The organism is Paenibacillus sp. FSL W8-0426, from assembly GCF_037969725.1.
GTDB classification, from domain to species: domain Bacteria; phylum Bacillota; class Bacilli; order Paenibacillales; family Paenibacillaceae; genus Paenibacillus; species Paenibacillus hubeiensis.
Window position 1 is genome coordinate 526,500 of the sequence record NZ_CP150203.1, and the last position, 23,987, is coordinate 550,486.

The 23,987-nt window shown below is 55.5% G+C and carries 19 protein-coding genes; 10 read left to right on the plus strand and 9 right to left on the minus strand.

Annotated elements, in window-relative coordinates:
- Nucleotide 1: 1 nt before the first annotated feature.
- The 4 genes from opp4C to MKY59_RS02530 all read right to left on the minus strand — a co-directional run bounded on the left by opp4C (nt 2) and on the right by MKY59_RS02530 (nt 5,136).
- Nucleotides 2-1,033: an oligopeptide ABC transporter permease gene (gene opp4C, locus MKY59_RS02515; protein ID WP_339275817.1), complete on the minus strand. Its 1,032-nt coding sequence runs from the start codon at nt 1,031-1,033 to the stop codon at nt 2-4.
- Nucleotides 1,034-1,045: 12 nt separating this feature from the next.
- Entirely contained in the window at nt 1,046-2,002 is a 957-nt protein-coding gene (locus MKY59_RS02520) for an ABC transporter permease (protein ID WP_236417570.1), read from the minus strand.
- A 122-nt stretch (nt 2,003-2,124) separates the two neighbouring features.
- Nucleotides 2,125-3,861: an ABC transporter substrate-binding protein gene (locus MKY59_RS02525; RefSeq protein WP_339275820.1), complete on the minus strand. Its 1,737-nt coding sequence runs from the start codon at nt 3,859-3,861 to the stop codon at nt 2,125-2,127.
- Between the two features lie 327 nt (nt 3,862-4,188).
- Complete coding sequence (locus tag MKY59_RS02530) at nt 4,189-5,136, minus strand: winged helix-turn-helix domain-containing protein (protein ID WP_339275822.1); 948 nt, start codon at nt 5,134-5,136, stop codon at nt 4,189-4,191.
- Nucleotides 5,137-5,521: 385 nt separating this feature from the next.
- On the opposite strand from MKY59_RS02530, the gene MKY59_RS02535 reads away from it, so the two are divergent.
- The 5 genes from MKY59_RS02535 (at nt 5,522) to MKY59_RS02555 (ending at nt 11,082) form a co-directional block, all read left to right on the plus strand.
- On the plus strand, nt 5,522-7,267 hold the full coding sequence (locus tag MKY59_RS02535) for a rhamnogalacturonan lyase (protein ID WP_339278310.1): 1,746 nt from the start codon (nt 5,522-5,524) through the stop codon (nt 7,265-7,267).
- Nucleotides 7,268-7,650: 383 nt separating this feature from the next.
- The gene (locus tag MKY59_RS02540) at nt 7,651-8,736 is read left to right on the plus strand and encodes a sulfate ABC transporter substrate-binding protein (protein ID WP_236417567.1); all 1,086 of its coding nucleotides are present in this window, start codon (nt 7,651-7,653) and stop codon (nt 8,734-8,736) included.
- A gap of 106 nt (nt 8,737-8,842) precedes the next feature.
- Nucleotides 8,843-9,679 carry a sulfate ABC transporter permease subunit CysT gene (gene cysT / locus MKY59_RS02545; RefSeq protein WP_339275824.1) on the plus strand — a complete coding sequence of 279 codons (837 nt, stop codon included), beginning with the start codon at nt 8,843-8,845 and terminating at the stop codon, nt 9,677-9,679.
- Nucleotides 9,680-9,737: 58 nt separating this feature from the next.
- Nucleotides 9,738-10,613 carry a sulfate ABC transporter permease subunit CysW gene (gene cysW, locus MKY59_RS02550; RefSeq protein ID WP_236417565.1) on the plus strand — a complete coding sequence of 292 codons (876 nt, stop codon included), beginning with the start codon at nt 9,738-9,740 and terminating at the stop codon, nt 10,611-10,613.
- Nucleotides 10,614-10,842: 229 nt separating this feature from the next.
- The gene (locus MKY59_RS02555) at nt 10,843-11,082 is read left to right on the plus strand and encodes a YezD family protein (RefSeq protein WP_236417564.1); all 240 of its coding nucleotides are present in this window, start codon (nt 10,843-10,845) and stop codon (nt 11,080-11,082) included.
- Nucleotides 11,083-11,187: 105 nt separating this feature from the next.
- Here MKY59_RS02555 and MKY59_RS02560 read toward each other — a convergent pair whose 3' ends face one another.
- Nucleotides 11,188-12,060: a hypothetical protein gene (locus tag MKY59_RS02560; RefSeq protein WP_339275827.1), complete on the minus strand. Its 873-nt coding sequence runs from the start codon at nt 12,058-12,060 to the stop codon at nt 11,188-11,190.
- Nucleotides 12,061-12,198: 138 nt separating this feature from the next.
- Here MKY59_RS02560 and MKY59_RS02565 point away from each other — a divergent pair, with 138 nt between their 5' ends.
- The 3 genes from MKY59_RS02565 to MKY59_RS02575 all read left to right on the plus strand — a co-directional run bounded on the left by MKY59_RS02565 (nt 12,199) and on the right by MKY59_RS02575 (nt 15,329).
- Nucleotides 12,199-12,612: a GNAT family N-acetyltransferase gene (locus MKY59_RS02565; protein ID WP_339275828.1), complete on the plus strand. Its 414-nt coding sequence runs from the start codon at nt 12,199-12,201 to the stop codon at nt 12,610-12,612.
- A 199-nt stretch (nt 12,613-12,811) separates the two neighbouring features.
- Nucleotides 12,812-13,444: an NAD(P)H-binding protein gene (locus MKY59_RS02570; RefSeq protein WP_236417561.1), complete on the plus strand. Its 633-nt coding sequence runs from the start codon at nt 12,812-12,814 to the stop codon at nt 13,442-13,444.
- A 220-nt stretch (nt 13,445-13,664) separates the two neighbouring features.
- Complete coding sequence (locus MKY59_RS02575; protein WP_339275830.1) at nt 13,665-15,329, plus strand: NAD(P)H-hydrate dehydratase; 1,665 nt, start codon at nt 13,665-13,667, stop codon at nt 15,327-15,329.
- A gap of 305 nt (nt 15,330-15,634) precedes the next feature.
- Here the strand turns inward: MKY59_RS02575 and MKY59_RS02580 are convergent, their stop codons facing one another.
- From MKY59_RS02580 to MKY59_RS02595, 4 genes are all read right to left on the minus strand, one after another.
- A complete protein-coding gene (locus tag MKY59_RS02580) occupies nt 15,635-17,287 on the minus strand; it encodes a methyl-accepting chemotaxis protein (RefSeq protein ID WP_339275832.1) in 1,653 nt (550 codons plus the stop codon).
- A 65-nt stretch (nt 17,288-17,352) separates the two neighbouring features.
- Complete coding sequence (locus tag MKY59_RS02585; protein ID WP_236417558.1) at nt 17,353-18,369, minus strand: BMP family ABC transporter substrate-binding protein; 1,017 nt, start codon at nt 18,367-18,369, stop codon at nt 17,353-17,355.
- 257 nt (nt 18,370-18,626) lie between these two features.
- Nucleotides 18,627-20,237 carry a gamma-glutamyltransferase family protein gene (locus MKY59_RS02590; RefSeq protein WP_339275834.1) on the minus strand — a complete coding sequence of 537 codons (1,611 nt, stop codon included), beginning with the start codon at nt 20,235-20,237 and terminating at the stop codon, nt 18,627-18,629.
- Between the two features lie 118 nt (nt 20,238-20,355).
- Nucleotides 20,356-21,255, minus strand: coding sequence for a glucose 1-dehydrogenase (locus tag MKY59_RS02595; protein WP_236417556.1), 900 nt, complete (start codon nt 21,253-21,255; stop codon nt 20,356-20,358).
- Nucleotides 21,256-21,404: 149 nt separating this feature from the next.
- Here MKY59_RS02595 and fosB point away from each other — a divergent pair, with 149 nt between their 5' ends.
- A complete protein-coding gene (fosB, locus tag MKY59_RS02600) occupies nt 21,405-21,830 on the plus strand; it encodes a metallothiol transferase FosB (RefSeq protein ID WP_236417555.1) in 426 nt (141 codons plus the stop codon).
- A 196-nt stretch (nt 21,831-22,026) separates the two neighbouring features.
- Nucleotides 22,027-23,841, plus strand: coding sequence for a S9 family peptidase (locus MKY59_RS02605; RefSeq protein WP_339275838.1), 1,815 nt, complete (start codon nt 22,027-22,029; stop codon nt 23,839-23,841).
- The last annotated feature ends 146 nt before the right edge of the window (nt 23,842-23,987 follow it).

Below are 23,987 nucleotides of genomic sequence, written 5' to 3' on the forward strand. Positions count from 1 at the left end.
CCTACCTTTTCTGTTTTGGATCCAGGACGTCGCGCAGGCCGTCGCCGAAAATGTTGATGGCAATGACCGTGAGGAAGATGGATAACCCGGGAGGAATCCATAACCAAGGGTGCGTCTGGAAATCGATCATGTTGTTGGCTGCATCGATCATGTTCCCCCACGTTGGTGTCGGAGGCATAACGCCCAAGCCGAAAAAGCTGAGGACCGATTCGCTAAGAATCGAGCCGCCGATGCTAAGCGTAGCCATAACGATCAGCAGTGGAACGATATTTGGCAGCAAATGATGGAACAGCTTGCGTCGGTCGCGCAGCCCAAGCACTACCGCTGCCTGCATGAATTCTCTCTCCCGCAGGCTCAGCATCTGTCCGCGAATCATGCGGGCCATGCCGGGCCAGTTGACGAAACTGAGCATAAGCATCACGATGTACATTCGCGATTCCGGGGGCACCTTCCATTCGGAGAGCAGTGCTCCGAAGATGAAGAGCAGCGGCAGGCCCGGAATGGTCAGCAGCAGGTCGGCTACGCGCATGATGACTTGATCGACGATGCCGCGGTAATAACCTGCGATGGCACCGAGCAAGGCACCGATGAATACAGACAATACCATGGAGGCGAGTCCCACGGTCAAGGAGATGCGCCCGGCCATGAGCACGCGTGTAAGCACGTCCCTGCCCAGCGCGTCTGTGCCGAGCCAGTGACGCAAGCTAGGCGCCTGTTTCATGGCCGCCATGTTGATTTTGTTATCGGTGTAGGGAGAGAACAGCGGCCCAAGGAAGCAGGCGAGAAACATCAGAACAACGACGATCAAGCCGGCCATGGCCAATTTGTTTTTGGACAATCGCCGGATCGCGATCCGCCACAGGGAAGACTTGCGTGACTGCGGCGGCAAATTCGGCTGAGATTGCGGCCCGGGCTCGATGCCATAACCGGGTGCTTTCCGTCCAGGCTCTGCTTGGGGGGCTTCGACATGTGCCAGCGTTTGGCGGAGCTGCCCGCTTTTCGCACGGGAACCGCTAATAGGGGGGAATGACATGGCGTGTACCTCCTATTGCAGCCGGACGCGCGGGTCGGCAACATGGTAGAGCACGTCCGACAAAAGCGTCCCGATCACGGTCAGAATGGCGATGAACATGGTGAAACCCATCAGCAACGGATAGTCCCGCAGCGTAAACGACTGCATGTAGAGCTGGCCGATGCCCGGCCAATTGAAGATTCGTTCGATGATCAGTGATCCGCCGAACAGCGATGGCAGCTCGAAGCCTACCAGCGTGATGGCCGGAAGGAGCGCATTCCTTAGGGCATGGGTATACAGCACCTTGTTTTCCTTCAGTCCTTTGGCCCGCGCGGTGCGTATGTAGTCCTGCCGGATAACTTCGATCATGTTGCTGCGGAAGTACCTGGTTAACGACCCTACACCCAGCAAAGTCATGACAATGACGGGGAGTGTCATATGTTCAATGACCTCCCGCACGTAAGCCATACCCGTCGCATTGCTTCCGGTAGTCATCATGCCCCCTGGCGGCAGCCATTTCAGATCGACGGCCAGCATTTTGATCAGAAACAGGCCGATAAAAAAGGACGGTACCGACATGGCTGCGAATATGGCGACCATCACCAGCGTATCGAACCATGAATACTGTTTGTAGGCCGCGATGACCCCGACAATGACGGCTATGATCCAGGTGAAGAAGGTAGACACTGCGGCGAGCAGGAACGAGTTCCAGATATATTCGTTGAACAGCGTAAGCACGGGCTTCTGCTGTGCCAGCGAATAACCGAATTCGCCCCGCATCGCATTGCCCATCCAGGTCAAGTACCTGTCCAGAACGGGTTTGTCCAGACCGTAAATTTCCCGAAGCTCCGCCTTTCGCTCCGGGCTGAGCTTGATGTTGCTGGAGATGAAATCCCCCGGCGTCAGTGCGTACAGGCTGAAGATCAGTACCGACGCTGCCAGAAGAATGAGAATCATATAGGACAATCGCTTGGTGACGTATGTGCTCATGGCAATATCAGCTCCTTATCGGCACGTCCCCTCCAGTCTTGATGATACGGCTGAAGGGGACGCGGATTTGGCGTTGCATATGGTCGGTTAACGTTAGAAGGACATTTTTTCACGCGACCCGCTTATTTCAAGCTCCATTCCGGCAGGCTGGTCGCGATCCCGCGGAACGGGCTGACGGATAACCCTTCGATGCGCCCGTTATAGGCATATACCGTTTTGCGATAGCTGGTGAAAATAACGGGGAGTTCATCGTTCAGAAGCTGGTAGAGCTCTTTGTAGACTTGTTTGCGTTCCTCGATGTCTGTCGTGGCGAGCCCTTTTTGGTACAATTCCTTGACTTTGGGATTGTCATATCCCTTGATTTCGCCATCCACGAATTGATAAACCCCTTCGGAAGGGTCAGTCAGCATGGGAGTCGAGAAGGAGGCCATGTCATAATCTCCGCCCTCCACTTTGGAGACGAGCGCGTTGAAGTCGGCGAATACTTCCGGCTGGAACTGGATGCCGATCGCTTCGAAGTTTTCCTTGGCTACGGCAATGAAAACATCGGTTGCCGGGCTTTTGGTGCCGAGGAAGTGCAAGGACAGCTTGGTGCCGTTCTTTTCGCGTATGCCGTCCGCGCCGCGAACCCAGCCCGCTTCATCCAGCAGCTGGTTGGCTTTGTCCGGATCATAGGCATACGGATTGATGCCGTCTTCCGTATAGGACCACGAAATCGGGGAGGCCGGGATGTTCGCTACTGCACCGGCTCCATGGTTGGCATCGACATAGATCGATTGCCGATCAAGCCCGTAGGTAATCGCTTGGCGGACCTCTTTTTCTTTCAGCTGTTCATGTTCCAGATTCAACTGCAAATACCCGTATGTACTTGGCGTGTAAGGCAGCAGATTCAGGTATGGCAGCGATTTGAGTTTATCGATGTTCTCCTGGGTGGCCGTGAACGCGGCAAAGTCGATCTCGCCTGTTTCGATGAATTGCCAGGTATCCCCTTCGGACGTTTTGTAAATAAAACGCTCGGCTTTCGGTTTACCTTTGTAGTAATACTCGTTGGCAATGAAGCGCACTTCCTGCCCGGGCAGGAACTTATCCAACTTGTACGGCCCGTTGCCGACTGGAGCGGCATGCAGCTGCTTGATGTAGTCGAGTTGGCCGAATTTGTACTCTTTGCCGTAGTAGGCTTTGGACAACACTTCCGAGCCAAGTGTCAACAAAGCGGTTGCGTTGGGCTGCTCAAGCGTAACGGAGATCGTTAGCGGATCAATGATTTTGATGCCCTCGATATGATCCGCTTTCCCGTCCGTATAGGCCTGCCCGCCTTTGACGTGAGTCGAGAAGATATCAAATCCGCCGTCATAAGCTTTATCGTGCAGAATGGTCCAGGTAAAGGCTACGTCTTCCGAGGTTAGGGGCGAACCGTCGCTGAATTTGGAGTCAGGGCGAAGATGAAACGTATAGGTCAGCTGATCGTCCGACACGTCCCAGCTTTCAGCCAGATCAGCCACGGGCAAGCCTTGTTGATCGACGGTGACGAGCGAAGCAAACAGCAGTGAGGCAACATTGCCGTCATAACCGCTCTGGTGGAAATAAGGAGTGAATGCGCCGCTCGGATCCGTCAATGCCACAATGATCGTGTCCGTACGTTCCTTGGCAGACGCCGGCAATTTGCTCAAATCGGTGGCTTGATAAGGTCCATCCAAGCCGACGGCGGCAGTGGATTGGGTCTGGGCAGCCGAACCTTCGGCACTCCCGGAAGAGCCGGCTGTTTCGGATCCGGAGCTGCTGCCTGCCGAGCAAGCGGACAACAACAACACTCCGCTAAGAAACATGGTGGACAACATCGAAGCTTTCTTCGTTTTCATAGTATCCTCCCTTGATTGCAATCTTCGATTTTTCCTCTCTCCTGAACCTTGTCTGAGGATGTTTAAATTTTTATAATTCCTATGAACTTAGTCAGGTATGAGAGCGATAAGCCCTATTATAGAAATGCGGATTGGTTCTGTAAATAGAGAACCGGAATATTTTTTTTATAGATTAACCATAATTAACCACTTTAACGTGCTAAAATGCCGCATGATCAGGGCCGAAAATCATTGAACAGTCAAGTTCTTCGGCAGTCCTGCCATGCGGCATGTTGTACAGTGCGAAGGAGAATATTTTTGTGCAAATCCGAAATCCGGGGGGACAATTCAATCGCGTTCGATGTATTCGTGAACACTGGGAATCAGCTTGTCCAGCGCGCGTCGACGAATGGAATACTCGATCAGGTTCTCTCCCTCGAAGTGGGAGTAAATCAGCCCTGCTCCGCGAAGCTTGGAGATATGGTCATGCGTAATTCCTTTGGAAAGACCCAAATGGCGAACGATCTCGATGAAACTTCGAGGCCCCTGATGCAGGAAACGTAAAATTCTGAGACGATTTTTCTCGCCGAGGCTTCGGATGACGCGAAGTTCGTGGGTGGACATATATTCTTCGTTGCCGAAATACAGGCGTGCAGCATAATGGCATACCAAGGTATCGTCCAACTGCAGAATGATGTTCAAAGGCTGAAAGTGAAACTGTGGCACCAGTACGATGCGTCTCAATCCTTCCCGTGGACGGAACATGATGCCATTGGTTGCATCGTCGAGCACTTCATCGGGGGGGAGAAAATTCAGCTGTTCCCGACGTGCGGTCATTTCCTTCAGCAAGGCCGGATGGATCCGCGAATCGGTAGAGGCGAAATAATGTTCGTTCCAGCCTTGCAACACTTGGGTCATCGCGGAGTGAAAGGCTTGCACATCTTCCGGGTAGGGGTAGCTGTAGCGCAGGAACAGCTCCGTTAACCTGTCGGTTCCTATCATGTCGAACCACCGAATAAACGATTCAGGGTCATTCTGATGACGTGGATCGGAAATTGATCCGTTCTCTGAAGCGTCCACGTACAGAAAGGCAAGCAGCAGCATCCAGTTCCAATCGTCGTCTACCTTAAGCTCGTTCAGAGCGGATGCCAGTCCTGTCGGCAGTCGTTCCTGAACGTCTTTGGCCCATGATGCGGACAGATCGATTTTTTTATGTGATTTTCGGCAGATATACGTATGCAAGCTGGCGATAAATTCCAAAGCCGGTGCGTATAATATCTCGATTTGAGGGTTCAATTCGGAAGCCACCTTTCTGGAAAACAAGGGTCACTCCATTATACCTTTATCGAGGTGATCGACGCCATGTTGGCTCAGACGTTATACGTTGAACGACCGCGTCGTCAACAGTGTAAATGAAATGAGTAAAAATGTTATTTTAGTCCTATATATGGAATTAAATGTTTAATGTAATATAAGTTATAATTAAAGCGCTTACATAAATATGCGCTATCGGGCATCGGGCTTACCAAATTCATGGGGGAGGCTGTTGAATATGGTGAATCGTCGGTCTTGGAAGCGAACATGGCAAAACGCGGGTTTGTTAATGTTGAGCTCGGCCTTGCTGGTGGCGACGCTTGGACTGGGCAGCCAGCAGGCGGCCCATGCGGCGGAGGCGCGCCAGATGGAGCTGCTGGATCGCGGCGTCGTGGCCGTTAAAACGGGCCAAGGCGTCTTTGTCAGCTGGAGGCTTTTCGGCAATGAAGGTTCTAATGTGTCGTTCAACGTGTACCGGGACGGGAAGAAGGTGAACACATCCCCGATTACGAACAGCACCAATCTCCAGGATGCAAACGGGACAAGCAGTTCCACATACACGGTCCGGGCCGTCGTTGGAGGTGCAGAGCAGGCGGCATCGGCCCCTGTGGGTGTATGGGGGAACAATTATTTGTCCGTCCCGCTCAATGTGCCGGCAGGAGGCACGACGCCGGACGGGGTTGCTTATACGTACAGCGCCAACGATGCAAGCGCGGGCGATCTGGATGGGGACGGCGAGTACGAACTGATCGTCAAGTGGGACCCGTCCAATTCGAAGGACAACTCCCAGAGCGGATACACCGGAGAGGTGTTCATCGATGCGTACAAGCTGAACGGAACGCATTTGTGGCGCATCAGCCTGGGCAAAAACATTCGTGCAGGCGCCCATTATACCCAATTCATGGTCTATGATCTGGACGGAGACGGCAAGGCCGAGGTGGCGATGAAAACCGCCGATGGCACGAAAGACGGGGCCGGCAGGGTCATCGGCGATGCGGGCAAGGATTATCGCAATTCGAATGGCTACGTGCTGTCCGGACCGGAGTACCTGACCGTGTTCAACGGGGAGACGGGCGCGGCCCTGTCCACCGTGAATTATGATCCTCCGCGCGGGAACGTTTCCGACTGGGGAGACAATTACGGCAACCGGGTGGATCGTTTCCTGGCGGCGATCGCGTATTTGGACGGAGAGCGGCCAAGCCTGGTCATGGCACGCGGATATTACACCCGTACGGTACTTGTCGCGTACAATTGGCGGGATGGACGATTGACCAAACAATGGACCTTCGATTCCAAAGCTTCAGGCAACTCGGGTTATGCGGGACAAGGCAACCATAATTTGAGCGTCGCCGACGTGGATGGAGACGGCAAGGACGAGATCGTTTACGGCGCCATGGCGGTCGATCATAACGGAGCCGGGTTGTATACGACAGGGCTGAAACACGGGGATGCGATGCATTTGAGCGATCTTGACCCGGATCGGCCGGGACTGGAGGTATTCCAGGTGCACGAAACCCCGTCCAACGCGGGTGTGGAGTTCCGTGACGCAGGGACAGGGCAGTTGATCTGGGGGGTTCCCACAACGAGGGATGTTGGCAGGGGGATGGCTGCAGATATTGACCCGAGATATCGCGGGGTGGAAGTATGGGCAGACGGCGCGCTTTATACGGCTCAAGGCCAGAAGATCGGGACAAAGCTGCCTTCATCCACGAATTTCGGAATTTGGTGGGACGGCGACTTACTGCGGGAGCTGCTGGATAGCAACCGGATTGACAAATGGGACTATGCCAACAGCCAAACGGTTAATTTGTTGACTGCGTCGGGGGTTTCCTCCAACAATGGCACGAAGTCCACGCCGAACCTGCAGGCGGACCTGCTGGGGGATTGGAGGGAGGAAGTGGTCTGGCGCACGAATGACAGCTCGGCGCTGCGCATCTATACGACAACGGATGTTACGGACAAGCGCATTTATACGCTGATGCACGATCCGGTCTACCGGCTGGGCGTGGCCTGGCAAAACGTCGCCTACAACCAGCCGCCGCATACCGGATTTTATCTGGGAGATGGCATGAGTGCCCCTCCGATGCCTTATATCCGGTTTGCCGGGCAGTGAAGGTCGATCACGAGGCATGACCCGGAAGGTTTGAAGCGGTTAGGGGTACGGATATGTTCCGTACCCCGCTTGTTTTTTTACGCATGAAAAATATTGGAATTTTGCGTAAAAAACGTTTGACAGACCTGGGGACTGCCCTTATTATAGGCATATAACTTACTAAACAGGTAGGAATAATTGTTTAGAACAGCATACGTTCTCACCGTACAGACGGAGGAACTCCACAGCACGTCATCCTGGATGAAGCTTGCACGCGTATTCGGCGGCAGGACTTCATAGGAGGATCGGGCATGGGGTTCCTGCGTCTATTTTTCGTTGAACGTCATACGCTGTTCAGCCTGCCGATGCAGTCACGCAGATTCATTCAGGGGGAGTGTTGAGCGATGAAAAAGGGAGTTCGGAGAAGCATTTTGGTTGGTCTTGCTTTGGTGTTGACGGGGGTGCTGGCTGCATGCGGATCAGGCAGCGGAAGCGGCGGATCAAGTGCTGCGGAAAGTTCGGGAGAACAGGGGAGCGGTTCCGGGAAAGCCAAGGCAGTGGAGCTGCTGAACGTATCCTATGATCCGACCAGGGAACTGTACGAACAGTTCAACAAGGCATTTGCGGCGCATTGGCTGCAAGAGAAAGGTCAGGAAGTGACCATCAAGCAGTCCCACGGAGGTTCGGGCAAACAGAGCCGCTCCGTCATCGACGGGCTTGATGCAGACGTGGTGACGCTCGCGCTCGGTTACGATATTGATGCGATCGAGGACAAAGGGCTGATCAATGCGGGCTGGCAGGACAAATACGAGCACAACAGCTCTCCATATACGTCCACCATCGTGTTTCTGGTGCGCAAAGGCAACCCGAAAGGGATCAAGGATTGGGATGACCTGATCAAGGATGGCGTCGAGGTCATTACGCCGAATCCGAAGACGTCCGGCGGAGCGCGCTGGAACTACCTTGCAGCTTGGGGTTATGCGCTGAAGCAGAACAACAATGATGAGGAAAAGGCGAAAGCGTTCGTGGCAGAGTTGTTCAAACACGCACCGGTGCTCGATTCCGGAGCGCGCGGGGCAACGACGACATTTGTGGAGCGCGGCATTGGCGACGTGCTTCTGGCTTGGGAGAATGAAGCCTTCCTCTCCGTCAAGGAACTGGGACCGGACAAATTCGATATCGTGGTGCCTTCAATCAGTATCCTGGCTGAACCGCCGGTCGCGATCGTTGACAAAAATGCGGACAAAAAAGGGACTCGCGAAGTCGCGGACGCCTATTTGAAATACCTCTATAGCGAAGAGGGGCAGACGATCGCGGCCGAAAACTATTACCGTCCGACGCTGGACAGCGTAAAAGAAAAGTTCAAGGATCAATTTCCGGAGCTGGAACTGTTCACATTGAAGGATGTATTCGGCACATGGCGGGATACGCAGGCCAAACATTTCAACGATGGGGGCATCTTCGACCAGATCTACGTTCCGGGGAGCTAATGGACGCAGCCAAGGCAAGGCGGAGGACGGCCATGAACGGCCGTCTGTCCTAAAGTGTACGCAGCCAACCGGTCCTACCGACCGAAGGCAGAGAGGATGATGGTTCATGAGCAAGGTAATGGCAGCCCGGCGACGCACGTTGCCGGGGTTTGGGCTGACGATGGGGTATAGCGTGTTCTATCTGAGCCTGGTTGTTCTCATTCCGCTGGCGGCCTTGCTGTTCAATTCGACCGGATTGACCTGGTCAACGCTTGTGGAGAACGCGACCAATCCCCGGGTGCTCGCTTCGTTCAAAGTCAGCTTTCTGACGGCCGGCGCGGCAGCCTTGATCGATCTGTTCCTGGGGTTGCTGCTGGCCTGGGTGTTGGTTCGTTACGAGTTTCCCGGCAAGCGGCTGTTCGATGCCGTGATTGATCTGCCGTTCGCCCTGCCGACGGCAGTGGCCGGCGTTGCGCTTACGGCGCTGTATGCGGGGAATGGCTGGATAGGCCAGTTCTTCGAGCCGCTCGGCATCAAACTGGCCTATTCCCAGGCCGGTATTACGCTGGCCTTGATGTTTATCGGCATCCCGTTCGTGGTGCGCACGGTCCAGCCGGTGCTGGAGGAACTGGAGGCCGAGGTGGAGGAAGCCGCAGCGACGCTCGGTGCGGGACGCTGGCGCATATTTCGGGCCATCTTGCTGCCGGACCTCGTGCCGCCGCTGCTGACCGGCTTTGCGTTAGCGTTTGCCCGGGGAATCGGGGAATACGGGTCGGTCGTATTCATTTCGGGCAACATGCCGATGAAGACGGAAATTGCGCCGCTCTTGATCATGGCAAAGCTGGAACAGTTCGACTATGCGGGAGCGACGGCGGTTGCGCTGTTATTGTTGCTCGTTTCCTTCGTCCTGCTGCTCGTCATCAATTCGCTGCAGCGCTGGAGCCGCAAGGCGGGCAGGGCTTAGCTCCTGTCGTTCAAGGATGGAAACGATCAAAAATACCGTTGGAAGGGGGCGAAGGCATATGGCTGGTTCCGTACCATTAACTCCGCTGCGGCCGGCGGGAAAGCAATCCGGGACGAACAGGGCGACGTCCGAAGCGCCCTGGGTGAAATGGCTGCTCATCGGACTGGCAACGCTTGTGCTGCTGTGGCTGCTAGTGCTGCCGCTCGTCATCGTGCTGATGGAGGCTTTGAAGCAAGGCTGGGGGGTCTACATTGCCGCGCTTACGGAGCCGGATGCCTTGTCCGCCTTGAAGCTTACCCTGCTCGTGGCGGCCATTACGGTGCCGCTTAACACGATTTTCGGGGTAGCGGCGGCATGGGTGATCACCAAATTTCAATTTCGGGGAAAAGGGCTGCTGATCACCTTGATCGACCTGCCGTTTTCGATATCTCCCGTTGTGGGCGGTTTGATCTTTGTGCTCGTCTTCGGCTCGAACGGCTGGTTCGGCCCGTGGCTGGAGCAGCATGACATCAAAATCATATTCGCCCTGCCCGGCATCGTGATCGCTACGCTGTTCATCACGTTTCCGTTTGTGGCGAGAGAGCTGATTCCCTTAATGGAAGATCAGGGCACGCGGGAGGAAGAGGCTGCAGTTACGCTGGGTGCATCCGGCTGGCGCATTTTTTGGAGCGTGACCTTGCCCAACATCAAGTGGGGTTTGCTGTACGGCATCATACTGTGCAATGCCAGGGCGATGGGCGAATTTGGCGCGGTATCGGTCGTGTCGGGACATATTCGCGGTCAGACGAACACGCTGCCGCTGCATGTCGAGATTCTGTACAACGAGTATCAGTTCTCGGCTTCGTTCGCGGTTGCTTCTTTGCTGCTGATATTGGCGCTGGCCACGCTGCTGCTCAAAAGCTGGTTAGGGCACAAGGCTGCACATGCCAAGTAATCCGGATATGCCATAATGCTCTTAAACCGGATTTGATGGGGATAATCAAGCAGTGGATAATTTCATTCTGACTTTAAGTCCAAAACCAATTGACAGTAAAATACAGCCCTGATAATGTATAATCCAAGTATATAGGTTGGATAAGAATGAATTATAGACGGGTACATGGAAGCGAAGCATTCGATGCAAGAAATATGGCGGGCACGGCCCGGGAAGAGGAGGCGGCTCTATGGCTAAGCCGTTAAAAGTGGATGAGGTATGGCTGGACCGCATTGCCGGACAATTGAACGACATGGAGTTTGGCTCGCTGCATATCGTTGTGCATGAAGGCCAGATCGTGCAGATGGAACGGACGGAACGCAAGCGTTTTGAAAATGTGTCTTCAGGCAGCGCCTCCAAATCCGGGAGCACTGCGAGAAGCAGCTCTGCCCGTGCTCTTCGGAGCCCCAAGGCAGGCACGAAGGGATAATAATTCAGGATCGAAACGCAAAAGGAGAAGCACGTTAAGACGGCTTCTCCTTTTGCGTTTGTTGTTTTGAGAAAGTGCCATTTTAGGATAAAGTCCGCCGTATCGTCAGCTCTGGCCGTCTGCTCCGTCCGCTCCATCCGTGTGGGCAGCTTGAGCCGTTTCCATCCCGTCATGCCCGGCATAGGGGCGATTGCTGCGGGAACTGGTCCTGGTAAGGCCGAAGCCGGAAACGATGAGGAGGAGCTGAAGGCCAAGGGCATAAGGTGCAGCTGCGGAACCGATCAAATGCAGCAGGGCAGCCAGCACGATCGAAAGCGACAACAGCTTGCTCAGAGGAGCAGACGTGCTCCCGCGCGGTCCGGACCAGAGCAGGTATCCATACAATATCGTGATCAACAGCGAAACGAATTGCATCCATGGCAAGGCATTGTCCCAAGCTGCCCAAAAGGGCAGGTGCAACCCTGACTGCCGGAAGACGAAATCCGCGCACAGCGCTGCCGTGGCAGCAAAGGCGATTGGTTCTGCGGCAGGACGAAACACGTTCCAGACACCCTGTCCCCAACCTGCCGGGAGTTCATTGCGTCCGAGTTCGTCGGACAAGGCCCCGGTTTCCCTCTCCAGCGCTTTGTGCACGAGAGACAGGCGTGCAGGTTCGGGATGTCGGGTACAGTCCCGAATCTGCTCCTGCAATGGCATGGACAAGCAGGCTGCCGCTTTGCATGACAGCATCGCTTGCAAAAGATTGGGAGAAGAGTGCTCGTCGAACATGTACCCATGGGTTTCTTTTGCCGCAAGTTGTCCCAACAAGGGTGTGCTTATGTATAATGTATCTCGTATACTCCGCATTCGCCGTTCGCGGTTGCGTCTGACTTCGGTTGCCGACCATAAATAGATGCCTGTTAGCAGCGCGGTCATTGCAAGCAGCAGCCCCCAAAATCCGGGATAGCTGAGCATGTTATGCAGCCAAAATGAAAACAAGGGTAACCCTCCTTTACTTAGGAATCGTTGCAAGTAAACGCACGTATCGTGAAACACGGTTCACGCAAGCTTTTCTCTCACTATTACACAGGAATTGCCTGAATTCAAGCATGAAGCGAAACGAAAGGGGATTGGATTATGGACGCCATTCATATTGTACATACGCCTCCGAAGGCAGAAGAGTATCTTGCGTTACGCAAACGGGCAGGCCTTAGCGCCATGAGCAGAGAAGGAGCCGAAGCAGGTTTGCCAAACTCGCTGTTTGCCGTATGCTTGCGCCGTGGCGAGGAGCTTGTCGGCATGGGCCGGGTGATCGGCGATGGAGGGTGCTTTTTTCAGGTGGTGGACATCGCGGTACATCCGGATTCGCAGGGGCAAGGATACGGCAAACGGATCATGAGCGAGATTATGGACTATTTGCGGCGTCATGTTCCGCCTCGCGGCCTTGTCAGTCTGCTGGCCGATGTTCCGGCCGATCGGCTGTATGCCCAGTTTGGCTTCACGTATACCAGTCCGAAATCCGAAGGTATGTGGTGGAGACAAGAAGAGTAGTCGGGGGAACGAAGTCCTTTGATCTGGAAAAACGATCTTGGATCGAAAACAAACTGCATTTTTTTAGGCGTTGCGATTGACTTCATCGGATCATGAGGTTTAAGATGGCGTGTGCCGTTTAAGATTTATAACAACAGGAGTAAATTGGGACAATAATGATGCATTGAGCTTAGGACTTTGATGAAATGAGGGATTATATATGAAAGTTGCGCTGTTTGGAGCTACGGGAACGATTGGGAAAACGATATTATGGGAGTTGATGGACCGCGGGCATGAAGTGACGGCCATCGTGCGCGACCCATCCAAAGTGGAAATGGTGCATGAACGTTTACGCGTGGAGCAGGGCGATCTGCTTAATCCGGATCAGATTGCCGATTATACGGCAGGTCAGGATGCTGTTGTGAGCGCCTACGGGCCTAAGTTTGGCGAAGAGGAAGAACTGCTCGAAGTCACACGTTCGCTGCTGGAAGGCGTTCGCCGGGGCAAAGCGGGCCGTTTGGTCATCGTTGGCGGCGCAGGAAGCCTGCTGACGGATTCCGGTGAAATGCTGATGGACACGCCCGGATTTCCGGAGGAAGTCAGAACGCTTGCCAAAGCTCATCTGGACGCCTACGGATTAATCGAAGAGTCGGACATTGCCTGGACTTATCTGAGTCCTGCGGCAACGATTACTTCGGGCAGACGTACGGGTCAATTCAGGATTGGCCTGAATCGCATGATTACGGATGATCTGGGCGAGAGTACGATTTCCGTTGGAGATTTTGCGGCAGCGCTGGTGGATGAACTGGACGATCCGAATTTTATCCAGACGCGGTTTACGGTTGCTTATTAATGAGGGAACGGCATAAGGCCGGGTTTCGGGGTCGCACCGGGACGTTTGAATTCGCGAACGGCATCGGTGCGTGCGTAATCTCCAGTGGGCAGAAACCTGTTGCAAAGGTCTGCATAGCATATCGCTGTATCGGTCGGTGTTTCGCGTAAAGGATGATGGAACCTAGGATATGCCGGTTCGCATGAAGTCTGGATGTTAATCTTCCGGGAGGGGAATTGCGTTGTATATCGTAACGTCTGAACAGATGAGGGCGGTGGACGAACATACCATCCGCGAGCTCGGCATTCCGGCTCTCAGTCTTATGGAGAATGCGGGACGTGCCATTGCCGAGGAAGTAATCCGGCTATGCCGGCAGCAGGAGGCGGGCGTAGGCGAATGCCCGGAGCCGCCGCGTGGGGCGGATCGCCAGGCAGGCCGCGTGCATGGCGGTCCGCCGGGGCTTCCCGGCTTCATCGCCGCCGACCCGGCGCTCGTGATGAAGCGGCCCCGCGATCAGCATTGGTACATGCTGATCGGCAAGGGCAACAATGGCGGCGACGGGCTTGTGGCGGCGCGCCATTTGGTGGAGGCGGGGCTCGGCGTCACGCTGGTGTACGCCGATGCCCCGGAGGCACTGCGGGGCGAAGCCGCAGTGCAGCGGGATGCCGCCGCGAAGCTCGGAATCCCTGCTTTGGTCCACGGGCGCGAAGCCGTGGACTTCAGCCGGTGCACGGGCATCGTGGATGCGCTGCTCGGCACCGGCTCGCGGGGAGCGCCGCGAGGGTCTTACGCGGCGCTGATCGAGGCAGCGAATGGCAGCGGCAAGCCCGTTGTGGCGGCAGATATTCCGAGCGGGCTGGATGCGGACACGGGTGAGGTGCATACGCCATGCATTCAAGCCAGGGTCACGGTATGCCTTGCGCTCTTGAAACGCGGGCTGGCGCAGTATCCGGGTGCTTCTGCCGCCGGGCGCATCGTGGTGCGTTCCATCGGTATTCCCGCGCGGCTGGCCCCGGAACACGGAGCCTCTGTACGCTTGTTGACGGAAGAGATGCTGCGCGATGATCTCGGCGTGGATACTGGCCGTGTGCGCGTTCCCGACGGGCACAAGGGCACCTACGGCCACGTGCTGCTGGCTGCAGGCAGCCTGCCGATGAGCGGCGCGGGCCTGCTCGCGGCAAAGGCCGCGCTGCGCGCCGGCTGCGGCCTCGCCACGTGGGCGCTGCCCGCGGCACTGCTGCCGCACGTCGTCGGCAGCGTGCCCGAGGTCATGCTCGCCGCCGCAGCCGAAGGCCCCGGCGGCGAATGGAACGCGGCTTCCGCGGACGCCGTGCTGCGTCTCGCGGAGAGCCGCGACGTGCTCGCGACCGGCCCCGGCCTCGGTCGCTTCGCGGGGGACACAGGCTGGCTGCGCAGCCTGTGGCAGGGCACGGATCGTCCGCTCGTCATCGACGCGGACGGCCTCAACATGCTGGCAGACGCCGGCCCGGACGGGCCCCGCGTCTGGGGCAAGCGCCGTGCGGCGGTCGTGCTGACGCCGCACCCGGGCGAGATGGCGCGGCTGCTGCGCCTGCCGACCGCCGAGGTGCAGCGTGACCGCATCGGATACGCTGCGAGGTACGCCCGCGAGCAGGGCGTGACCCTGGTGCTCAAGGGAGCACGCACGGTCATTGCCATGCCTACCGGCGAGGCGTACGTCAACACCACCGGACATGCCGGCATGGCAACCGCCGGCGCCGGAGACGTCCTGACCGGCATCATCGCCGGTCTGCTGGCTCAAGGGCTGGGCGCGGAGCAAGCCGCTGCCTGGGGCGTGTATTTGCACGGCCTTGCCGGGGAACGCGCCGCGCAGCACCGGGGCGATCCGTCTGCCGTGCTCGCAGGCGACATCGTCGAGGCCCTGTGACGCCTGTAAAGTCGGGCCGAACAGGGTTGGTGGATCGTGCCAATGCATTTCGTGCGTTTAATTTAAAGAGAAGAGGAAACTTCTATAACCGATGATAACGGGTTTCGAGCCCGTTGCCTCTGAATACACATCAAAGAGACGCTTCCATCACCACACCTGTCGTGGTGGCGAAAGCGTCTCTTCTTATTGGTTCCGGACCGACTCCTTCGTTGTGATCCTGATCGTTAGGTAACCGTCCTTTCGGTACGCCTGCTCCCCGTGCCGAAGATTTCCCAAACCCGGTCGTTCCGGCACCGATTACCCGGTTACATTTTGAACCTTGCCAGTTCCCGGTGCATCTCCGCGCTGATGTCGCGGAGCGTTTTGACCTTGTCTGCCGCCTCTTCGAACGAGCGCTGCTGCTCGGCAGCGGAGGCGGTAATTTCTTCGCTGCTGGCTGCGGATTGCTGCGTGATGGCGCTGATGTTTTCGATGGCCTGGTGCACGCGGGAACTCCATTCATGGGATTGCTGCATCTCCGCGGCCAACTGCTTGATCTGGGCGCTGATCCGCTCCGCGCTGCCTTCGATTGTTGAGAAGGATTGGCCGGTTTGTCTGGCAGCTTGTTCCTGCTGCGCAACAAGGCCGATGCTGTTCAAGACGGATCGTTTCACGTTGTCCATGGCGGTTGAAATCTCTGTCACGGCCGCATAAATATGCTGCACGGACTGTTCTGATTGCTCCGCCAATTTTTTGACTTCGCTCGCCACCACGGCGAATCCTCGGCCGGCTTCGCCCGCCCGCGCCGCCTCAATGGAAGCGTTCAGCGACAACAGCGTGGTCTGGGAAGCGATGTCGGACACGTAGCCTGTCATCGTTTCGATCCGTGCGGCGCTGTCCTCCAGCTCCCGGAAGGTCTGCTCGACTTCCGCCATCGCTTTTTGGTTGACCTCGCTGAGTTTGAGCTGTTCCTGCATGAATGCTCGGCCGTCCGAAACCGTGCTTAACACTTCATTCCCGTATTCCGCCGATTGCGAGGTGGATTGCAGGCTGTTGTCGAACGTGTGCTGCATCTGTTCAACGATCATGACGGTTTCGGCCAGATCCTCGGCGATTTTCTGGCTGCCGATGGACAGTTCCTCCGTCGTACGGGTCACCTGCTGCACGATGGCCAGCATCGTGTCATTGCCGCGGTCAATGTCCTGCGCCATCGCATCCACCCGATTGCCAGCGGCGCCGATCGATTCGACCATGCTCCGAATGCTGTCGATCATGACCCGGAAGGAGGCGCTAAGCTCATCCAGCTCATCTTTTCCGCGGGTCGCCGCCAATTGGACGCTCAGATCGCCTTGGGCGATCCGTCCGGCAGCATCTTTAAGCACACGCATGCGTCCTGCCAATCGGCGGGAGGTGAAGAAGTTGAACAGGGTGACGGTGATGATCAGGAAAATTCCCCCTGCCAGCGCGATTTTCCATGTATCATCGATATCCTTGTCCAGTTGGGCAGTAAACTGCTCATAACGCTCGCGCGTGAACTCATCCAGCATATAAATGTCATTCTGGATGCCTTTCACCCTTGAGCTGTAACGTTTGGCTTCCGTGCTGTCCTGGGCATTCATGGCTTGAGTTGCGCCCTCGCCCAGCGCGGTCAGCTTCTCCTGAATGGTTCCGATCAGGCGCATCTGCTCCTCCGTTTGCAGCAGCTCTGCCGCGAGCTGGTCCGCCAGCTGTTTTCCTTCGTCCAGCAAACGCAGCACAGCGTCCTGATTGGCTGCCGACATGGAGGTGGAGTAAACGTCCAGCGCCTGCGCCGTCTGCAGCTGGTTGGCATCCAGCTCGGAAACTTTAAGCATGGCAGGCACCAGATTTTGATTGCCGGCATTCATGCCGAGCAGTTGGAATATGATGTAGGCCACCAATACGAGGGATGCCAGCATTGAAAATAACGCATAACCGATCAGCTTGCCTTGAAGCTTCATAACATATGCCCCCATTGTTGAGTATTCACGTGCTTTGTCCTTATTTGTTACGACTGCTGCCTTGTTCAAGGGCTAAGCGTAATTTTGGTCTCGCCTGAAGCAATCTTTGCTTTCTGGTCTTCAAATTGTTTCTGCTGCTCGTCGCTCAAGGTAATATTGTGAAGCGCCGTGATGCCGATGCCGTTTTCAGCCAAGCCGTATACCATGACCTTTTGCGGGAAAGTGTTGTTGTTCTCTTTATATGTAGCGATGGCATTGCGGATGGAGACGTCCACGTTTTTGAGCATGGAGGTCAAAATCGCTTTTTCAGCCAAAAAGAATTGATCCGTATCTACGCCGATGGCATGTTTTCCCGCCTGCTGAATTTCGGTAAGAGCGCCCACGCCGGTCAAGCCTGCGGCAACGTAGATCACATCTGTGCCTTGGTCCTGCATCATTTGGGAAGCGATCTGTGCTCCCAGCTCGGGTTTGCCAAAATCGCCGGCATACACAGCATGAACGCTGGCATCCGGGTTGACGGCATGTACGCCTTGTTCGAAGCCTTCCTGAAAATCATGCAGCACCGGGATGTCCATTCCGCCCAAAAAGCCAACGTGGTTATCCTTGGTGGCAAAGCCGGCAATCATGCCTGCCAGATAACTGCCTTCCTCCGCTTTGAACTTAATGGAATTGATGTTGGGGAGTTCGGACTCGCCGTCTATCATCAGGAAGGTCTGATCGGGATATTTTTCCGCCACCTTTTCCAAATCGGCTTTGACCGTATCGGTCAAGGCGATGATCAGGTCCATTTTTTCTTGTGCAAATTGCTCGAAAGCCTGCTCTGGCGTCAGGCCGTTGGCAGGTTCCTTATAGTCAAAAATGATGTTGCCTTCATTCCGTTCCTGAATCAGTCCGTCAAAGGCAGAGTCGTTAAATGAGCGATCGCCAAGCCCGACTTCGGTCAGGACAACGCCAACCTTAATCCGGTTTTCCTGCGTGCTTCCGTTCGTCGAGCCATCGGGTGCGGAGCATGCCGTCAAAAGCAGCATAACGGCAAATATGTTCAGTACCAACACAGGAGAAATCCATTTTTGTTTTTTCATGGCCGGGTCCTCGTTTCTTTTCAAAATGTCTTGGGTGATGAATGAGTATACTTCTAGAACTATATCGGTAAAGTCCGGAAGGATTTTCATTGTTTTATTGAAAAATTACGCAAATAGTTCAATTTTCATGGAAATAGTCATTGGATTTTACAGAGGGGCGGTATTTCAAATGTTGAATTTGGTCAAAAATAAAAAAAGATCCCGAACCGTTTTCTCAAACGGGGGATCTTTTGATTTACAAGACGAGTACCGGAGCGTCACCAGGCCGCAATGGTACCATCGGCTCGGCTCTCGGTGCCGCCGCATAAAACGCCGTTGTCCGGATTGCGCCAGATGATCTGGCCGCGTCCGAAGGTGGAGGAATCGAGCGCGACCTGAATGTCATGGCCCTTTCGGGCAAGCGCCTGGGCAATGTGCTGCGGGAAGCCGGGCTCCACCATGACCGTCCTGCCCTTGGTCCATTGCCAGCGCGGCGAGTCCAGCGCAGCTTGCGGATTCAGGTGAAAGTCCAGCGTATTCATAATGACCTGCACATGGCCCTGGGGCTGCATGAAACCGCCCATGACCCCGAACGGGCCGACAGCCTTGCTGCCGCGGGTGAGAAAACCGGGAATGATGGTGTGGTAAGTGCGTTTGCCGGGTTCCAGCCGGTTGGCGTGAGAAGGATCTAGGGAAAAGTTGTGCCCCCGGTTTTGCAGCGCGATGCCTGTGCCCGGCACGACGATGCCGGAGCCGAAGCCCATGTAATTGCTTTGGATAAAGGAGACCATGTTGCCTTCGCCATCCGCGACGGCCAGATATACGGTGCCGCTTGCCTGCGGGTCGCCGGCTTCAGGAAGGCGGACCGTATCGTCGATCAGCTTCCGGCGCCCATCCGCATAGGTTTCGGATAACAGCTCCTGAATGCTTACTCCCATTTTTCCGTGATCGGTAATATATTTCTCTCCATCGGCAAAGGCAAGCTTCATCGCTTCCAACTGACGGTGGTACGTCAGCACCGATTCCTTCTCTTCGAACGCGAAGCCCTTCAGCAAGTTCAGCGCCGACAGCGCGATGAGTCCTTGCCCGTTCGGCGGAATCTCCCAAACGTCATACCCGCGGTACGAGACGGAGATGGGCTCGACCCACTCCGGTTTGAACGAAGCCAGGTCGTCTCTTGTCATATAGCCGCCATGCTCTGCCATGAATGCATGCATGCGTTCCGCCAGCCCGCCTTCGTAGAAATCGCATGCATCGCTTTCGCCAATCTGTCGCAAGGTGGTCGCATGATCCGGCGAACGCCAGATTTCGCCGGAAGCAGGTGTACGCCCGCCCGGTGCGAAGGTTTCGAACCATGCGCTGCCTTTGAGCACCTCTCCTTGCGAAGCATAGATCCCGGCTGCCCTTGCCCAGTTGCGCGCCAGACCTGGTGGCAGGGGGTAACCCTCTTCCGCATAGCGTGCTGCAGGCTCGAGTGCTTCCGCCAGCGTCAGCCGCCCGAAACGCCGGCTGAGCTCGGCCCAGCCAGCAGGCGCGCCGGGAACGGTTACCGGGACGACGCCAAGTTTCGGCATTTCGGTGTAGCCGGCACTTGTGAGTGCTTGAATGGATAGGGTCCCGGGGGCCGGGCCGCTGGCATTCAGGCCGTACAGCTTGCCGCCCGTCCAGACCAGCGCAAAGGCATCGCCGCCGATGCCATTTGAAGCCGGCTCCAGCACGGTTAATGCGGCAGCCGTTGCCACAGCTGCATCCATGGCGTTGCCGCCCTGTTTCAGAACGTCCAGTCCGGCTTGTGCCGCCAAAGGCTGCGAAGTGGCGACCATGCCCTTATTGGCGTAAACGGGAACCCGATGTGACGCAAACGGCTGGTAAAGGGGATCAAAGTTCATCGAATGGTTCATCTCCTTGTCGCGAAATGTCAGCTTTCGGCCTGTCGAAGGCTTTGGTTCCTGAACCTTTTTCGCAGCCGGGGAACCGAACTCCTGCCTGAACTTCAAATCCGTTTGCTCAGGTAGTTACCATATCCCCGCCGTTGACGTGAATGCATTCGCCGGTGACATAGGAAGAGTCGCGAGATGCGAGATAGACATAAGCTGCCGCAAGCTCATAGGGTTGACCTGCCCTGCCCATCGGCGTTTCCGTGCCGAACACTTCGACATCCTCGGCGGAAAAGCTGGACGGAATGAGCGGTGTCCAGATCGGGCCGGGCGCGATGGCATTGACCCGGATGCCCTCGGCCGCGAGCGATCTCGCGAGCACGCGCGTCAGCGAGACGACGGCCCCTTTCGTGGAAGAGTAGTCAATAAGCCGGACGTCTCCCTTATAGGCCGTGATGGAAGCGGTATTGATGATGGAGGCTCCCCTTTTCATGTGGGGGTAAGCTGCCTGAATCAGGAAAAAGTAGGAAAATACATTGGTTTGAAACGTGTGATACAGCTGTTCCTCGGTAATATCGACGATACTTGGCTGCGTATACTGTACTCCATGATTATTCACGAGAACGTCGATGCTGCCGAATGCGTCCATCGTGGCACGGATGACCGCTTCACAGTTGACTTTCAGCCTCAGGTCGGTCTCGACCAGCAGGCAGCGCTGCCCCAATTCCTCGATGCGGTGTTTCGTCCATTCGGCATCCGTTCGTTCGTACAAATAAGCAATGACGATGTCGGCGCCTTCCTTGGCAAAGGCGATGGCCGCCGCCCTGCCGATGCCGCTGTCTCCTCCGGTGATGATCGCAACCTTGCCTTGCAGCTTGCAGCTTCCGATGTAAGCCGGATCTTCGCTGATGGGTTCGGGCACCATCAAGGTTTCGAGTCCGGGCTGAACGTTCTGATGTTGGGGCGGGAACGCCAGCTTTTGCTCTTTGCAGACCGTTCTTTCGCCGTGAAAAGGATAGACCGGGTTCATACGCGTTGCATCCTCCTCGCACTAAGGTTATATGCCTACACTATGCATTCGCCCATAGGATGGTGTGAGGACGAGAAAGAGGGGTTTGTTTTTTGACCAAAATATTCCATAATAAAGATAACCAAGACCATGGAGGTGTCAGGAGCCCAATGAACATTCAGGGAATCAATCATCTGTGCTTTTCCGTATCCGATTTGGAACGATCCATTGCTTTCTATGAGCAGGCCCTTGGAGCCAAGATCCTGGTAAAAGGCCGCAAGCTGGCCTATTTCGAACTTGCAGGCCTCTGGGTTGCCTTGAATCAGGAGGATGTGATCCGCAATTATACGGAACGAACCTATACACATATTGCATTTACGGTAAAAGAAGAAGAGTTCGAGGCATCGGTACAGGAACTGAAAGCCGCCGGCGCAAAGATTCTCCCTGGAAGAGAACGTGATCCGCGGGATGCGATGTCGGTGTACTTTACCGATCCGGACGGCCATCTGTTCGAATTGCATACCGGCACCATGGCCGAAAGGCTGGCCTATTATCGCGAAGAGAAGCCTCATATGACCTTTTATACGGAGTCATGAAGAATGCAGGCTGCCTATGCCATGCGGGGAATCGCAAATATACACGAATCTTCTATTTTGTTAGCATGGCGGCGGATTGATTTTAGCGGATAGCTTACACAGGTATTGTGGTAACAGGTAACTTCCATATATTATGACTAATAGATTCCTAATTTACCACTGTTCAACTGGTGAGCCATTATGGAGGAGGTTGGTCATGCTTACTTTCCCGAAACCCGATGTGGAGCAATTTTTTCAGACGTACCGCATTTCGCATTTTGCCGTATCTTCCGACGAGAAGCGTTTGTTTTTCGACAGCAATCTGAATGGAAATCCGAATTTGTGGGCGATGGACCTGCCTGGCGGGTTTCCATACCCACTGACGTACCTGAACCAGAGCAGCCAGTTTATCAAAGCCGATCCGCAAGGACGCTATTTGCTCACCGCCTTCGACAAGGATGGGGACGAGAGTTATCACCTTTATGCCTTGCAGCCGGAGGGCGGCGCTCCGTTACCTGTCGTACCCGCGGGGCCGGGGGACCGCTGTTATTATGTAGAGCTGTCCGAAGACGGGGAACGTCTCTATTACATCACAAGCGCCGGCAATCCGAATTTCCTGGATTCCAGGATCATGAACTTGCGGACGGGAGAAGACACGTTGCTGCACAAGGGTGAAGGAACGACCAGCATGCTGGCCGCCGTAAGCCCGGATGAGAACAGCCATGTGGTCATCAAAATATACTCCAATACGTACCAGACGGCCCATCTATACAGGAATGGGAAGGAACAAGCCGTTTTGCCTGCATCGGAACGCCAGAGCCAGGTTCCGTATGTTCTTTTTGCCGACAATGACCGTTTGCTGGTGATCACGAACGACAACGAATCGTATTCCTATGTTGCCGAATATCGGGGCGATACGGGAGAATTCCGCCAGTTATGCCGGGTGGAAGGCGAAGACGTGCAGAGCATTGCATGGCATAAGGCATCCAAGACGCTTTATTTCTGGACGCTCAAAGGAACCGAGAATCGGATGTATACGCTGGGCGAGGGGGAAGAACAACCGAAACAGGTGGATATGCCGCTGGACTTCGTGGAACAGTCGCTGGTTACGAAGGCAGGGAATGTATACGTCCTTGGACGCGGAGCCATCCAGCCGCATAACATTTATCGCCTGATGGCGGGGGAAGAGAAATGGCAGCAGCTTACGTCCAACCGGGTCACCGGACTGCATCCGGAAAATCTGGTGTATCCGGACGTCGTTCGTTATGAATCCTACGATGGATTGGAGATCGAAGCCTTGTTGTTCAAGGCCAAGCCGGAGAACGCCAACGGGCATACCGTGTTTTGGCCGCATGGCGGTCCCCAGGCGTCCGAGGCGAAGTTTTTTCGCCCGATGTTCCAATTCATGCTGGCCCAGGGCTATCATATTTTCGCGCCCAATTTCCGGGGCAGCACGGGATATGGCGCGGAGTTCGTGAAAATGGTCGAACGGGACTGGGGAGAAGGTCCGCGTCTGGATTGCGTGGCCGGGATGGAATGGTTGTTCAGCGAAGGAATATCCTCGCCAGACCGACTGTTCGTCGTGGGCGGCAGCTATGGCGGATACATGACTTTGCTGCTTGCAGGCCGCCATCCCGAGTATTTCCGGGCAGCCGTGGACATATTCGGGCCTTCCAACCTGTTCACGTTCATTGAATCCGTACCCGACGACTGGAAGCCGCTGATGGACAATTGGCTTGGCGATCCGGTTCGCGACCGCGAGCGATTGACCAAGGATTCCCCGATAACGTATCTCGATCAGATGAGAAACCCGATGCTGGTGATTCAGGGAGCCAACGACCCGAGAGTGGTCAAGGCTGAATCCGACCAGATCGTGGCTGCGCTGCAGGAGAAAGGCGTGAACGTGGAATATATCGTGCTGGATGACGAAGGACATGGTTTCTCCCGCAAAGAAAACGAAATTTTCGTATATCGGCGCATGCTGGAGTTCCTGCAGAGACATCAGGAGGCGGCGGTACCGCTTCAAAGCTAGGGACGAGGCAGAGAAAATGTCCTCATACCAATAAACGGCACCGGCTGGTCTGACAGATTCGTCAGCACCTTGCCGATGCTGTTTGCCGTTTCTATGGCCGAGGTTCAACAGGTCATTTCGCTAAGGGGGATGATGGGATCCTTCAA

Excerpts from the sequence above, each read along its gene's own strand:
- MKY59_RS02605 (WP_339275838.1), top strand. The coding sequence starts at position 22,027 with ATGCTTACTTTCCCGAAACCCGATGTGGAGCAATTTTTTCAGACGTAC.
- MKY59_RS02525 (WP_339275820.1), bottom strand. The coding sequence starts at position 3,861 with ATGAAAACGAAGAAAGCTTCGATGTTGTCCACCATGTTTCTTAGCGGA.
- MKY59_RS02580 (WP_339275832.1), bottom strand. The coding sequence starts at position 17,287 with ATGAAGCTTCAAGGCAAGCTGATCGGTTATGCGTTATTTTCAATGCTG.
- MKY59_RS02520 (WP_236417570.1), bottom strand. The coding sequence starts at position 2,002 with ATGAGCACATACGTCACCAAGCGATTGTCCTATATGATTCTCATTCTT.
- MKY59_RS02535 (WP_339278310.1), top strand. The coding sequence starts at position 5,522 with ATGGAGCTGCTGGATCGCGGCGTCGTGGCCGTTAAAACGGGCCAAGGC.
- cysT (WP_339275824.1), top strand. The coding sequence starts at position 8,843 with ATGAGCAAGGTAATGGCAGCCCGGCGACGCACGTTGCCGGGGTTTGGG.
- fosB (WP_236417555.1), top strand. The coding sequence starts at position 21,405 with ATGAACATTCAGGGAATCAATCATCTGTGCTTTTCCGTATCCGATTTG.
- cysW (WP_236417565.1), top strand. The coding sequence starts at position 9,738 with ATGGCTGGTTCCGTACCATTAACTCCGCTGCGGCCGGCGGGAAAGCAA.
- MKY59_RS02555 (WP_236417564.1), top strand. The coding sequence starts at position 10,843 with ATGGCTAAGCCGTTAAAAGTGGATGAGGTATGGCTGGACCGCATTGCC.
- MKY59_RS02570 (WP_236417561.1), top strand. The coding sequence starts at position 12,812 with ATGAAAGTTGCGCTGTTTGGAGCTACGGGAACGATTGGGAAAACGATA.
- MKY59_RS02565 (WP_339275828.1), top strand. The coding sequence starts at position 12,199 with ATGGACGCCATTCATATTGTACATACGCCTCCGAAGGCAGAAGAGTAT.
- MKY59_RS02540 (WP_236417567.1), top strand. The coding sequence starts at position 7,651 with ATGAAAAAGGGAGTTCGGAGAAGCATTTTGGTTGGTCTTGCTTTGGTG.
- MKY59_RS02590 (WP_339275834.1), bottom strand. The coding sequence starts at position 20,237 with ATGAACTTTGATCCCCTTTACCAGCCGTTTGCGTCACATCGGGTTCCC.
- MKY59_RS02595 (WP_236417556.1), bottom strand. The coding sequence starts at position 21,255 with ATGAACCCGGTCTATCCTTTTCACGGCGAAAGAACGGTCTGCAAAGAG.
- opp4C (WP_339275817.1), bottom strand. The coding sequence starts at position 1,033 with ATGTCATTCCCCCCTATTAGCGGTTCCCGTGCGAAAAGCGGGCAGCTC.
- MKY59_RS02585 (WP_236417558.1), bottom strand. The coding sequence starts at position 18,369 with ATGAAAAAACAAAAATGGATTTCTCCTGTGTTGGTACTGAACATATTT.